General features: G+C 67.7%; 13 protein-coding genes and 1 pseudogene. 6 read left to right on the forward strand and 8 right to left on the reverse strand.

Going from position 1 to position 12,282, the window contains the following annotated elements:
• Window positions 1-126 precede the first annotated feature (126 nt).
• From AB0F98_RS26015 to AB0F98_RS26025, 3 genes are all read right to left on the reverse strand, one after another.
• A complete protein-coding gene (locus AB0F98_RS26015; RefSeq protein WP_357740228.1) occupies window positions 127-771 on the reverse strand; it encodes a dihydrofolate reductase family protein in 645 nt (214 codons plus the stop codon).
• Between the two features lie 233 nt (window positions 772-1,004).
• Entirely contained in the window at window positions 1,005-1,508 is a 504-nt protein-coding gene (locus AB0F98_RS26020) for a hypothetical protein (protein WP_357740231.1), read from the reverse strand.
• Window positions 1,505-2,407, reverse strand: a complete 903-nt coding sequence (locus AB0F98_RS26025) for a DNA-processing protein DprA (protein ID WP_357740233.1) — start codon at window positions 2,405-2,407, stop codon at window positions 1,505-1,507. Before AB0F98_RS26025 ends, AB0F98_RS26020 begins: the two co-directional genes overlap by 4 nt.
• 250 nt (window positions 2,408-2,657) lie before the next feature.
• Between AB0F98_RS26025 and AB0F98_RS26030 the strand changes: the two genes are divergently transcribed.
• The 3 genes and pseudogenes from AB0F98_RS26030 to AB0F98_RS26040 all read left to right on the forward strand — a co-directional run bounded on the left by AB0F98_RS26030 (window position 2,658) and on the right by AB0F98_RS26040 (window position 4,650).
• Window positions 2,658-3,014 (forward strand): VOC family protein, encoded by a 357-nt coding sequence (locus AB0F98_RS26030; protein WP_357740236.1) that lies wholly within the window; start codon window positions 2,658-2,660, stop codon window positions 3,012-3,014.
• Window positions 3,015-3,446: 432 nt separating this feature from the next.
• Window positions 3,447-3,788, forward strand: a pseudogene (locus AB0F98_RS26035) (transposase); the annotation flags it as partial.
• A 79-nt stretch (window positions 3,789-3,867) separates the two neighbouring features.
• Entirely contained in the window at window positions 3,868-4,650 is a 783-nt protein-coding gene (locus AB0F98_RS26040) for a transposase family protein (RefSeq protein WP_357740239.1), read from the forward strand.
• Between the two features lie 12 nt (window positions 4,651-4,662).
• On the opposite strand, the gene AB0F98_RS26045 is transcribed toward AB0F98_RS26040, so the two are convergent.
• Window positions 4,663-5,433, reverse strand: a complete 771-nt coding sequence (locus AB0F98_RS26045; RefSeq protein WP_357740505.1) for a maleylpyruvate isomerase N-terminal domain-containing protein — start codon at window positions 5,431-5,433, stop codon at window positions 4,663-4,665.
• Here AB0F98_RS26045 and AB0F98_RS26050 point away from each other — a divergent pair.
• Window positions 5,317-5,868, forward strand: coding sequence for a hypothetical protein (locus AB0F98_RS26050; protein ID WP_357740530.1), 552 nt, complete (start codon window positions 5,317-5,319; stop codon window positions 5,866-5,868). The two genes, AB0F98_RS26045 and AB0F98_RS26050, sit on opposite strands and share 117 nt — an antisense overlap.
• Here the strand turns inward: AB0F98_RS26050 and AB0F98_RS26055 are convergent.
• Together AB0F98_RS26055 and AB0F98_RS26060 are read right to left on the reverse strand one after the other, a co-directional pair.
• Window positions 5,837-6,763, reverse strand: a complete 927-nt coding sequence (locus AB0F98_RS26055) for an IS3 family transposase (protein WP_357740241.1) — start codon at window positions 6,761-6,763, stop codon at window positions 5,837-5,839. The two genes, AB0F98_RS26050 and AB0F98_RS26055, sit on opposite strands and share 32 nt — an antisense overlap.
• Entirely contained in the window at window positions 6,760-7,071 is a 312-nt protein-coding gene (locus tag AB0F98_RS26060; protein ID WP_357740244.1) for a transposase, read from the reverse strand. The genes AB0F98_RS26055 and AB0F98_RS26060 overlap by 4 nt, the downstream gene beginning before the upstream one ends.
• Window positions 7,072-7,187: 116 nt before the next feature.
• Here AB0F98_RS26060 and AB0F98_RS26065 point away from each other — a divergent pair, with 116 nt between their 5' ends.
• Entirely contained in the window at window positions 7,188-7,706 is a 519-nt protein-coding gene (locus AB0F98_RS26065; protein ID WP_357740247.1) for a hypothetical protein, read from the forward strand.
• Window positions 7,707-7,903: 197 nt separating this feature from the next.
• Here AB0F98_RS26065 and AB0F98_RS26070 read toward each other — a convergent pair whose 3' ends face one another.
• Window positions 7,904-8,620, reverse strand: coding sequence for an SDR family oxidoreductase (locus tag AB0F98_RS26070; RefSeq protein WP_357740250.1), 717 nt, complete (start codon window positions 8,618-8,620; stop codon window positions 7,904-7,906).
• Window positions 8,621-8,712: 92 nt separating this feature from the next.
• Between AB0F98_RS26070 and AB0F98_RS26075 the strand changes: the two genes are divergently transcribed.
• A complete protein-coding gene (locus AB0F98_RS26075; protein ID WP_357740253.1) occupies window positions 8,713-9,327 on the forward strand; it encodes a TetR/AcrR family transcriptional regulator in 615 nt (204 codons plus the stop codon).
• A gap of 198 nt (window positions 9,328-9,525) precedes the next feature.
• Here the strand turns inward: AB0F98_RS26075 and AB0F98_RS26080 are convergent, their stop codons facing one another.
• The gene (locus AB0F98_RS26080; RefSeq protein ID WP_357740256.1) at window positions 9,526-12,282 is read right to left on the reverse strand and encodes a bifunctional YncE family protein/alkaline phosphatase family protein; all 2,757 of its coding nucleotides are present in this window, start codon (window positions 12,280-12,282) and stop codon (window positions 9,526-9,528) included.

Raw genomic sequence — 12,282 nt, forward strand, 5'->3', positions numbered from 1 at the left:
ACGTCGGAGACCCTGCGTGATGGCGGGATCCTCTGGCGAAGCGGCGTCGGCGAACTGCCGACGCCGTGACGGGAGGCCGGACTGGCGTCCCCGCGACGACAAGGACGCACCTGGCCCGGGGCGGCTTCAGTCGTCGCGTCCGGCGCCGCGATCGGGTGCGCTCATGTCTCCCGTCCCGGGCGTGCCGTCGGCGAGCCCGTAGCGCAGGAACACGGTGCTCTTCGGAGCGGCTACCGGCGGTTCGAGGAGTGTGAGGTTCGTGGGCACCGCGCCGCCGTCGAACACCTTCTTCCCGACGCCGAGCGCGATCGGGTGCACCCAGAGGTCGAGACGGTCGAAGAGTTTCTCGCGCAGAAGGGTCTGCACCAGGTTCAGGCTCCCGACGACCTTCACGTGCTCATGCCGGTCACGGATCTCGCGCACCGCGCCGGCCAGATCCGGGCCGAGGTGCGTGGACCCGGCCCACGAGAGGTCCGGCCTGCCGCGGGAGGCCACGTACTTCGGGACGCTATTGAAGAGCGCGGCGATTTCGTTGTCGTCGCCACCCTCCTGGAACGGCCAGTAGGCGGCGAAGATGTCATACGTTTGCCGACCGAGCAGGAGGGCGTCCGTGCCCTCGTATGCGGCACCGACCTGCGCCCCGGTGACCTCGTCGAGCAGGGGCGCCTGCCAGCCGCCGAACGGGAACCCCACTGGGTCCTCGTCGGGGCCGCCAGGCGCCTGCCCGACGAGGTCGAGGGTTGCGAACAGCTCGATGTGGATGAGGCCCATGCCTTCTCCCGATGAGTTGGTGGTATCGGTCGGAGGGTTAGCTGGTGTCATCCTGGCGCTCTATTGCGCTCGGTGGTGCCTTTTGCTGTGCGCGGGCGTGTCCGGGTTGGTGGCGGTCGAGCTATCCGTGCCCGTCTGCGCGGAGTCGCCTGAGCGGTTGCCGGGGCATCGGCCGGTAGGGGGTACGGACCGGGGCCAGCGTCCCTGGCGAATGGGTTGACGCCGTTGATCGTTCAGGCGGGGACTACTGGTCGGATCCGTCGTGTTGGGATCCGCCGCAACGACACCGCGAGGGTGCCAGGCTGCGCCGGGTGGCGGATCAGGTCGTAGTCACGGACCCAGACCGCGTACCAGGGCTCCGCCGGCGCGGCCCGCCGCATCTGACTGCCGGTGAGCGGGATCCCGGCCAGGGTGCGGTGCTCGCTGGTCCGATACCGGTCGCGCCGTCCGGCAAGCATCGGGCGCTGTACCTGGTGCAGCTGGGGCAGACGGCGGGGCTCGGCGATGCACTGGTACCCGAGGTCGGACTCCCTGGCGAACAGCACCACCCGCTCCGGCAGACGGTGCCCGCAGACCTGACACAGTCTGCTGGTCAGGCACTGGTGCTGCGCGACGTCGGCGACCTTGCCGAACAGGTACCGGCCGCCGCGGGTGGCCGGGGTGATCCACGGGACGACGAGTCCGCCGTGAAACGGTCGTCGGGCCAGATGGGCTGGGATGTCAGGCGTGCCGGTCACCGCGCCATGCCTTGAAGGTCGTCGCGGTGCAGGTCGGCGACGACGTCCGCCGCGTCGGTGACCGGTCGAATACGCCGGTCGGTGCGTAGCAGGGCGTGGCAGCCCGCCGACGTCAGCGACGTAACCGGGCCCGGCACGACCATGCCAACGCGCCCCCAGTCCGCGGCCTGCTGGAGCACCTCGCGCGCGCCGCTGCGCAGTGACGCCTCCACGACGACGGTGCCGGCGGTGACCGCGGCCAGCAGCTTGCGGTTGGCCTGCGCCCGTTCCCTGGTCGGTCGGGCGCCGGGCGGCCACGCGCTGAGCAGCAGGCTTCGATCGGCGAGACGCTCGAACAGCGCGCGGTGTGCGGTGGGGTGGATTTGGTCGATACCGTGGCCCAGGAGGGCGACGGCGTGACCGTCCGCGGCTGCTTGTAGGGCGGCCCCGTCGATGCCCAGCCCGCCGGTGGACACCACCGTCCAGGCGTGTTCGGTCAGGCCGGCGGCAAGGTAGCCGGCGATGTGGTTGCCGTAGCTGGTGCTGGCCCGCGACCCCACGATCGTGACCGACCGGTCGAACGACGGGTTGTGGGCGGGGCCGCGTGCCCACATGCAGACCGGCGCGGTGGCGCCGAGGTCCCGAAGCCCGGCGGGCCAGTCCGGGTCGCCGGGGATCACCACCCGTATGGGGCCGCGCTGGGCGGTGTCGACGGCGGCGGTTGCGGCTGCCCACAGGTGTACGTGTGGGAGGTGGCGCAGTTCGGCCCGCACGGGGAGCGACGCGGTTCCTGCGGACAGGAGGCGGTAGGTCGACACCGGTCCGTGTTCCGTGAGCAGGGCGTGCAGGCGGGTGTCGCCGGGTTCGTACAGCCACCCGAGCTGGCCTCTGGCGATCCATTCGTCGAAGTAGGCGCCCATCACGCGGCCCACCTTCCCGCCGCCCCGGCGCCGGCTGCCGCGAATGCGGCGGGCGGGCCCTTGACGTACTCGGTGCCGCAGGCCCCGTACCGGGGCTGCGCTCGTGCGGTCACTCGTCGGGCGGCTTTAGGCGTCCTGTCGGAACTTTCACGAGTTTGGTCCTGGTGGGTGCTCTTGCTGAGGTGTCGGAGGCTGGCACTCGGTGGGCTGACGGCCCTGCCCGTCCGCAACCGTCCATACCATTGCCGGCATGGCCGTCGCTCGCTTCCCCAGCATCGTCATCGACTGTCCCGATCCTGGTGCGCTCGCGAGGTTCTACGGCGCGATGTTGGATTGGGAGGTCGACGTCTCCTCAGATTGGGCAGAGGCCCGCGCGGAGTACGGTCAGTGCATCTCGTTCCAGCAGGTGAATGGGTACACGCCGCCGGCGTGGCCGGCCCAGGAACTGCCCCAGCAGATGCACCTCGATGTGATCGTTGACGACCTCGATGCCGCCGAGGCGGCAGTGCTCGATCTCGGCGCCACCAAACACCCGCATCAACCCGGTACGTCCTTTCGGGTCTTTCTCGACCCGGCAGGTCACCCCTTCTGCCTCTGCACGAACTGACCCGGACGGGCATTCCAAGCCCTGGCGGGCTCGGCGTGATTCTCGCGCTCACCGGCACGTCCAGGCGGCAACCGGTCCGGCTCGGTGGGACGCTGCGTAGCGCACGAATCGCGGCAATCGAGTACGGGCCCACCTGGGCCCGCTGTGCTGGCCGGGAGCGTGTCGGTGTACGTGATCGGGCAATGGATTGCTGGGGTGTCCACCAAAGAATCCAGGGTCAGCCATGAAAGACAGACCTCAGGCTGGGGTCCTCGACGCCCTGAAGCCCGAGTGGTAAGCGCGGTTTGAGCCGAGAAGCTATCGCTTCCGTGAGCGACGACAATGCCATCCTGCTCATACAAGCCGGCCGTACCCCGCGCCCAAGAGGTTCAGATGCCCTACCAAAGCCCTGCTGACTTTTGCGCCGAGTACACCAAGGCACACAATGAACCGATCCGCGTGACCCGCCTCGGTGTCGGCCGGACCCGCACCTGCCCCGACCTGGTCCTGGCCGACAAGGCCTACACCAGCCGCAGCAGCCGCAACCATCTACGCTCGCGCGGGATCAAGGCCTGTATCCCCAGCACGACCGACCAGGACGCCCACCGCAAGGCCAAAGGCTCCAAGGGCGGGCGCTCACCCGCCTTCGACAAGGACCTCTACCGGCTACGCCACGCTATCGAGAACGGCATCAACCGGCTCAAACGCCATCGCGGCGTCGCCACCCGCTACGACAAGTTCGCGGTCCGCTTCCAAGCCGTCCTGACCATCACGATCATCACCGAGTGGCTCTGACCGGCTTAATGAAAACGCCTGAGGCTCCCGGTAAGACAACAATCGACCAAGATCAGATGCCCCAACCGGGAGCCTCGCTGTGCTGTCTTACTCCGCCGCGATTCCGTTGTCCGCCCGCAGCCTGAACCACCTCGCGGGTCTCATCCGCCGCCACCGTGAACAGCGCAGATCCCGATGGCGGCGCCTTGATCCCGACCGGCAGGCACTGCTCGCGCTCGCCCACCTGCGCAACAGTGACACCCTGACCCGCCTGGCCTGCGGATTCGAGATCAGTTTTACGACGGCTTGGCGGTACGTCCGGGAAGCTGTCGACCTGCTTGCCGCCACCGCAGACGACCTGAACGCCGTGATGGACCGGATCCGCCGGCTGGCCTACGCGATCCTCGACGGAACTCTGATCCCGATCGACCGAGTTGCCAACCAGAGGCCCTACTACTCGGGAAAACACCGCCGTCACGGCCTGAACGCACAGGTCGTCGCCGACCCGGCAGGCCGGCTGGTCTGGGCCTCAGCTGCCCTGCCCGGCTCGGTCCACGACCTGACCGCGGCCCGCGCTCACGGCATCATCGACGCCCTGAACGGCGCCAACGTGGTGACCTTTGCCGATAAGGCATACCAAGGCGCCCGCGGCAGCATCCGCACACCGTTCAAACGCCACCGCTACCGACCGAAACTGCCGCGCTCGCAGAAGAAGGTCAACCGCGCTCACGCCCGGATCCCTGCCATCGGTGAACGTGCCAACGCCCCCCTCAAGACCTGGAAAGTTCTGACGAAACTGCGCTGTTGCCCACACCGCGCCACCGCGATCCTGCAGGCGATCCTGGTTTTGCACCACGTCGAGAACCCGACCTACGCAGGATAAAAGGGATCGTTGTTACACGGACGGATCCCAGGCGATGAGCTGATCGAAGATGCGACGGTCGCCTTCCAGCTCCAGCTTCAGAGAATCCGTCGGTATGCGGCCATAAAAGAACAGGACCAGATCACTGGCCGTACCCCGGGCGGAGACGTCGGCCGTGTCCGGGTCCGGGTCCTCGCTGGCAGCCGGCGCGCCGAGGCGGGCGGCCCATGCGCCGTCGCGGGACAGCCGAAGGCGCCAAGAGCGGCCCTCGGTGGCGTGGTAATCGACGACGGCGGGTTCGTGCGGCCAGGCGACATCCGTCGAGCAGAGGGTGAACTGGCAGTCGTCGAAGCCGTCGAGGGCGACCTCGTCCGGTAGCGGCTCCGGGTCCCCCACGGTGAGTTGGACGTCGTAGGTGTGCACCGCGATCTCCGGAACCTGGCGCCGAGCCCATGCACCGGAGGTTTCCGGTGACTGCGATTCACCCCAAAACGTCCAACAACCGCGGTCCGGGCCGGCCTCGCGCAGCGCGCTCGTCAGTCGCTCGACGGACTCGGTCCACCAGGCCAGGAGAGCCTCGCGTTCCCGAGGCGCACCCGTACCGTCCTCCCAAGCGGACTCGTCCGGGGGAGCGTCGGCCGGCCCTGCGGCGACGATGGCGGCCGACCTGCGGCGGCCCATGCCCAGGTGCTGCACGAGATCGAACAGCGTCCACCCCGGACAGCTCGGCACCGGCACGTCGAGGCTGGGCGCCGCAGCGACTGCGGCGCGGAAGGCGGTCGACCGTTCGTCAATCAGCCGCAGATGATCGGAGAACGTCAAAGTCTTTTGCATTCTGGCTTTCTACCAGTGTGCTCCGACAACCGGACAGCAATTTTCGCAGCCGACGCGGCGGGCACCGCGGCACTGGCGCGCCAGGATTCCACCTGCCGTGACCTGCACCTTCACGGTGAAAAAGGCTCAATCACGACGAAACCGATAAATCCGGCGCTCCGTCCACACTGGAAGTGTGTGACCAATATCAGCGAGACCCCGGACACGGCGCGTGTCGAAGCGCTCTGGTTCACCTGTGGCCACGACCCGGAGTCCGGATACTACGACGTTCATGAACGCACCGCCTTCGTCCTGGTCAACCGGCATGACGGATGGCGCCTGCACGCCGAAGAAGATCTCGGCTTGAGGTTCCCCCGGTTTGTCGGAGGGTTGGTTACCTGGCGCCGGTGGGCTCAGGCTGAATGATGGCCGTCTCGTCCTGTCGGGCTTGGTGGGCATGCCAGGCGGTCTCGTACTCGTCTGGGGATCGCCAGCCGAGGTCTTTCTGGATGCGGCGGGTGTTGTACCAGCCGTCGATGTAGCTGAAGATCGCGTTTTCTGCCTCGTCACGGGTCCGCCAGGAGTTTCGGTAGACCAGTTCGATCTTCAACGTCGACCAGAAGTTCTCCATCAGGGCGTTGTCGTAGCTGTCGCCGACGGAGCCCATGGAGGGCAGGATGCCGTTGTCGGTCAAGCGTTGCGCGAAGCGAAACGACGTGTAGTTCGAGCCCCTGTCCGAGTGGTGGATCAGTTGCCCGTCGCGGATGTCGCGGGACCAGATTCCGTATTCGAGGGCGCCGAGGATCAGGTCGGTGTCGCAGCGGTCGGAACACCGCCAGCCCACGATGTGGTTGGAGAACACGTCCCGCACCGCGGCCAGCCAGAACACACCTTCACCGCAGGGGATGCGGGTGGCGTCGGCGACCCACAGACGGTTCGGCGCCGCAGCGGTGAACTGCCGGTTGACCAGATCTGGTGCCGGTGTCGCCTTCGGGTTCGACCGGGTGGACGGGATGCGCCACTTCTTGCGCAGGCACGCGCCCTGCAGACCGTGCTCGCGCATCAACCGCTCGACCCGCTTGCGACTCACCCGGCGGCCTTGGCGGCGCAGCATGGCGTGCACCCGTGGGCTGCCGTAGGTGCCGCCCGAGACATCGTGGACCTCCGCGATCTCCACCGCCAGCTCGGCGTCCTTGCGTCGGCGAGCGGAGGGGTTGGCGGCCTGGGTGAGCCAGCCGTAGTAGGTGGAGGCGGCCACGCCGATGACCCGGAGGACGGGCTCGACCCCGAAGCGATCGCGTAGCTCGTCGACGAGCGTCACGACCGTCGCCGGGCCGGGTCGAGTTCCGAGGCGAAAAAAGCCGAAGCGGCCTTCAAGATCTCATTCGCCCGCTTCAACTCGGCGTTCTCCCGCCGCAGCCGGCGCAACTCCTCCAACTCCCCGCTGGTCGGCCGGTCGTCACGCTGACCTCGGTCGGCTTCGTCCTGGCGGATCCAGTTCCGCAACGCCTCGTGATGCACCCCAAGCTGGCGTGCCAGCTGGCGGATCACGGGCTTCGGGTCCGACTCCCGATACAAACGCACCGCACGTTCACGCAGCTCATCGGGATACTTCTTCGGTGCTGCCACGGATGACTCCCTTCAGCTCCATCAGAGCATGATCGAAAGCCTCCGAGCTACCGGGGGAACCTCAGCCTGAGTCCGACGTCGGATTCGCGTCGCGGCTCGCCAGGCACATCGTCCTCGTGTACACCAGCCACGGCGAAACGGTTCTCGACCTGGACGGCGACAACCACCTGCACGAGGCGGCCGTAGCAACCGGCCGCTCCTACCTTTCCGGATTCGACGCCACCCGCACAGACGGGCTCGACCAAACCGACCAGCAGGTCAGCCTAATCACCCTGCGTTGGCCACGCGCAGACCTCTCCCCCTCTGGCCACGCCGGCGGCCTGCTCGGCGCTAACCGGCTGCCGATAAGCGACGACGCGTGCGTGATCGTTGCGATCCAGCCCGGCAGCCTCGCCGAGCCAAACCAAGCGTTCGCCGACCATGCGCGCGCGCTGTGCACCGTCGCCGAGGCCGCCCGACTTACTCTCGTACTGCGAATCTCGGCCACCGGCGCACCCGGCAACGGCGACCGGTTTCTCTACTACGCCACCAAGACCGAAGTCACCCGCGCGGCCACTGAGGACACTACAGCCCCCACACAGCAAGTCCCGCACATCGACCTACTGCTCTTCCAAGCGAGGCGTGAACCGGTGTGACCCCGGTGCTGGCACCTCAGGCGTTCCGCGCAAACGGAGCGGTTCGAGCCACTCGGTCAGGCGGGAGGACGGCAGTGAAGTCGTCCAAGGTCAGGGCGAAGAGCACCAGGTTCAATAGAGTACGGCTGAACTCGTTCCTGGTAACGGCCGCTGGGGGCTGGCGGGTAGAAACGCGCCAACCCCCCAGCGGCTGCCGGTCAGTGACCCGCGCTCGTTCCGCCGTCGACGTGCAGGATCTCGCCGGTGACGAACGGGGCCGACTCGAGGTAGACGACGGCGTCGACGATGTCGCTCGTCTCGCCCATCCGACCGACCGGCTGCAGCCCGGCGAGCATTTCGTGGAGTTCGACCGGGTGCATCGGGGTCTTGATGACGCCCGGGGAGACGGCGTTCACCCGTACTCCTCTGGTCGCGTACTCGATGGCCAGGGACTTCGTGGCGGCACTGAGGCCACCCTTGGTCAGGGACGCGAGCACGGCCGGCACGCTGGAGTTGGGCTGGTCGACCACGCTCGCCGTGATGTTGACGATGTGGCCGCCACCGTTGGCGAGCAGGTGCGGCAGGACCCGTTGAGTGAACCGGAAGAACCCGGCGAGGTTGACGCCGAGGTAGAGGGCGAATTCCTCCTCGGTGTAGTCCGTGAACGGCTTGGCGATGAAGATGCCGGCATTGTTCACGAGTGAGTCGATGCGGCCGAAACGGTCCAGCGCCGCCGCGATCACACGGTCTGCCGTCTCGGCGTCCGCGACATCGCCCTGGACGGTGACGATGTCCGGGTCGCCGGACGCGCTGATCGTGCGCGAGGTGGCCGCGACGCCGTAGCCGAGTTTGCGGTAGGCGTCGACCAGGCCGGCGCCGATGCCCTGGGACGCACCGGTGACGACAACGACCTTTTGTCCCTGATTGGCGCTCATAGTGAACCTTTCGGTGGCTGATTGCCGTCTTGACGACCACTAGACGACTGGTCGGCTATGAAGCTAGACGACTGGTCGTGTATTTTCAAACCATGGGACGGACGAGTGACGCGCAAAACAAGATCCTCGACGCGGCGAAGATGCTGATCGAACAGCGGGGATATTCCGCGCTGGGCGTGGCGGAGATCTGCTCGACGGCCGGCGTGCCGAAGGGCAGCTTCTACTACTTCTTCGAGTCCAAGCAGGCTCTCGCGCTCACCGTCATCGACGATCACTGGGCAGCCCAGCGACAGCAGTGGGTGGAACTGCTCAGCAGCGATCACGACCCGTTGCGGCGCCTGCGAGACCTGTTCGAGGCGACGGAGAACGTGCAACGCACCGTACAGCAGAAGGCCGGCCTGGTCGTCGGTTGCCTGTTCGGCAACCTCGCCCTGGAACTCAGCAACCAAGCCGAGGAGATCCGCGACCGCCTACAGGAGATCTTCGAGGCCCAGATCGACCTGATCGAGCGGGTGGTCGTCGAGGCGAAAGACCTCGGACTGGCCGGCACCTCGATCGACGCGCGCGACGCCGCGCGCTCCATCATCGCACTGATGGAGGGACGCGCGATGTTCGCGAAACTGCTCAACGACCCGGCCCAACTCGAGGCGCTGTGGCGTAATTGTCTGGACCTGCTACAGGTGCCGACGCGGGCGCGGGCGAACTGAACGGCTGGCTGTCGCGTTGCGATCGGGCGAGCGGCAGGCGGCGGGAATCGGCCGGTCGGGGCCCCTCGGCGGCGGCAACCCACGAAACGATGAAGGCTGCGGCGCTTCCGCCGGCGGTGCGGCGCCTCCGATGGATGAACAGGGCCCCTGGCCGGCGGTGATGCCGGTCAGGGGCCCTGTCGACGCGGTCAGCCCGTGTCAGCCGTCGGACTCCGGCGACGGGATGTAGGCGCCGGGCACATCCTCCGGTGCCAGGATCTTGTCCTCGCCGGGGTACGGCTTGGTCCAGTCGTGCGCCTCGTACCACGCGAAGTGGTTCATCTGCGCCGGGTTCGCGAAGTCGGGCTTGGCGTCAGGCCCGGTCAGCCGCTGGCGCGACTTCCACTGATCCCACTGCGCGGCCACCTGCTGCTTGTCCGCCGGCACCGTCGCCGACGGCGCGGCCGCGGCGAGGGGGTTCTGCGGGGCCGGGGTGTCCAGGCCGCAGGCAGGCGGGGTCTTCAGGCCCGCGGTGAGCGAGGTCCGGTTGGGCAGCGCGGTGAACGGCGTGAAGTCCGGCTTCTTGGTGAAGGCCGCACGCATGGGGCTGGCGGCGCTGTCCTTCTGGTTCATCGGGTGGATCCCGAGGATCTGCTCGATGGTCCGGATCATCGTGATCTGCGTGTAGTAGTGGCTGTCGACGACGCCGCGCTGGGCCCAGGGGCTGATGATCTGGATCGGAGCGCGGTGGCCGTCGACGTGGTCGAGGCCGGCCTGGGAGTCGTCCTCGACAACGAAGATCGCCGAGTCCTTCCAGTACGGGCTGTGCGAGATCGTGTCGACGATCTTGCCGACCGCGAGGTCGTTGTCCGCGACCTGAGCGGCCCCGTTCGCCGGACCACCGGTGTGGTCGCTGGAGAGCCAGAACATGTTCAGGTTCGCCGGCCCGTTCTTCGCGAAGTCACGCTTCCAGATCTCGTACCGGTAGATGTCCGGGACGGCGGTGTCGAACTTCGGGAACCCGGGCACCGACACGCTGTTCAGTGACGGGATCGGCGAGGACGAGACCAGGTCGTAGGCCGTGTCCTGCCCGGTCGCCGCCATGTTCTTGGTGTCGCAGTACAGGTTCTGCCAGCTCGCGTCGGCCGGCTTGGTCAGGAACTGGTGGAACTCGCCGAAGTTCCGCACGCTCTTCCCGGCCGCCGTCGCGCCGGTCCAGATGAAGCCGGTCCGCTGGTGGCCGAGTGCGTCGTCCTCCGTGTCGTAGCTGCGGAGGTATTCGCCAGCCGTGGACTCGGTGTACTCCGGGTTGTCGGCCTGCATCAGCCAGTTGTGGCCCTCGGCCGAGTTCGTGCCGATGTCGTAGGTGTTGTCGTACAGCCCGAACTGCTTCGCCATCGCGTGCTGGTTCGGCGTCACGTTCTCGCCGTACTGCGCCAGCGACGGATCACCGTTGCCCCGCGCGTCGTCACCGAGGATCTGGTCGTAGGTCCGGTTCTCCTTGACGATCAGGAAGACGTGCTTGATCGTCGACGGGTCGCCGAGCCGCTGCGGCACCGGCTCCGCCTTCGCCTTGTTGCCCTTGGCCAGCTTGACCGAGCCGTTGGTCCAGCCGTTCTGGCTGAACACCTTGCCGGTCTGGGCCTTGATGTCCTTGTCGCTGGGCAACGTGAACCGCTGCAGGCTCGACGTCGTGTCGTGGGTGCCGTGCCCGGCGCTGTTGGTGGGGCGGCGGGCGTCGATCCCACGAGTGTTGGAGACCAGCACGTCGTCGCCGACGGTGGTGATCTCCGCGGGGAAGTAGTCCGTCGGCAGGAGGCCGACGTAGCTGACCGGCTCCAGCGGAGTCGTGTACCGGTAGACGGCGACCGCGTTGGCGCGGCCGAGCGTCACGAGCAGGTGACCGTCGTCGGTGAGCGTCACGGCGTCGGGCTCGTAGCCCACCGTCGCCTCCGGCCACGGCTGCGTGGCGATGGTCTGCACGACCTTGTTGCTCGCGGTGTCGATGACCGACACGTCGTTGGTCGCGGTGTTGGTGACGAACAGCGTCCCGTTCTTGACGTACAGGGCGGTCGGGTGCAGACCGACGTCGATGCTCCCGACGGCGGCGCCCGGGTCCGCCACGTCGATGACGCTGACCGTACCCGTGGTGGTGGCGGCGGTCACCGGGTCGGCCGGCACCTGGGTGTTGTAGGAGTTGATGGTGCTCTCGCCGGGCAGCGCCTTGCGGCCACCCTCGTTGCTGGCGTAGAGCTTGCCGCCGACCAACGCCAGGTCACGCGGGGCGTTGCCCACGGCCCAGCTCTGCCGGATGGCGCCGGTCGCCGTGTCGATGGCGACCACGCGGTTCTGGCCGTTGACGGCCGAGTACACGGTGGCGCCGTCGGGCGAGAACACGGCCTCGGCCACGAGCGCCTGCTTCGGCCCGTCCTTCGCGATCGCGATGGACGTCGGGTTGGCGAGCGTGCCGTCGGGGTTCACGGTGAACTTCGTGTAGCCGTCGGGCTGACCCAGCCAGAGCTGCGATCCGTCCGGCGAGTACGTGGGTCCTTCCTGGCCCACGTTGTTGCCGCTGATGCGCAAGTCAGCGGCCGCGTTGTTACCGACGAGCTGCTGCACCTTCCAGGTCTTCAGGTCCACGATGACCAGCGCCACCCCACCGTCGGCGACCGAGGCCGCCAGGTGGGTGCCGTCCGGGCTGACCGAGGACGACATGATCTTGCCGTTGTTGATGACGAGACGCTCGCCGATCGGGTCGACGTACTGGGCGTCGGACACGACCAGGCCCTTGTCGGTCACCTGGCCGACCTGATCGGTGCCGAACTGTTGCGTCTGGGCGAAAGCGATGCCGGTGCCGGCGGCGACGACGACAGCGGTGGTGCCTGCCGTCGCCAGGGGTAGCCGGCGGCCGATGCGTTGACGGAGAAGGCGGAACTGGTCCTTCTCCACACGCCGACGGCGGCGTGTTACCTGCAT

The sequence above is a fragment of the Micromonospora sp. NPDC023737 genome (genome assembly GCF_040639715.1).
Lineage (GTDB): Bacteria > Actinomycetota > Actinomycetes > Mycobacteriales > Micromonosporaceae > Micromonospora.

Bases quoted from the DNA above. Each gene is read 5' to 3' on its own strand.
- AB0F98_RS26015 (WP_357740228.1), bottom strand. From the start codon at position 771: ATGGGCCTCATCCACATCGAGCTGTTCGCAACCCTCGACCTCGTCGGG.
- AB0F98_RS26025 (WP_357740233.1), bottom strand. From the start codon at position 2,407: ATGGGCGCCTACTTCGACGAATGGATCGCCAGAGGCCAGCTCGGGTGG.
- AB0F98_RS26030 (WP_357740236.1), top strand. From the start codon at position 2,658: ATGGCCGTCGCTCGCTTCCCCAGCATCGTCATCGACTGTCCCGATCCT.
- AB0F98_RS26070 (WP_357740250.1), bottom strand. From the start codon at position 8,620: ATGAGCGCCAATCAGGGACAAAAGGTCGTTGTCGTCACCGGTGCGTCC.
- AB0F98_RS26075 (WP_357740253.1), top strand. From the start codon at position 8,713: ATGGGACGGACGAGTGACGCGCAAAACAAGATCCTCGACGCGGCGAAG.
- AB0F98_RS26080 (WP_357740256.1), bottom strand. From the start codon at position 12,282: ATGCAGGTAACACGCCGCCGTCGGCGTGTGGAGAAGGACCAGTTCCGC.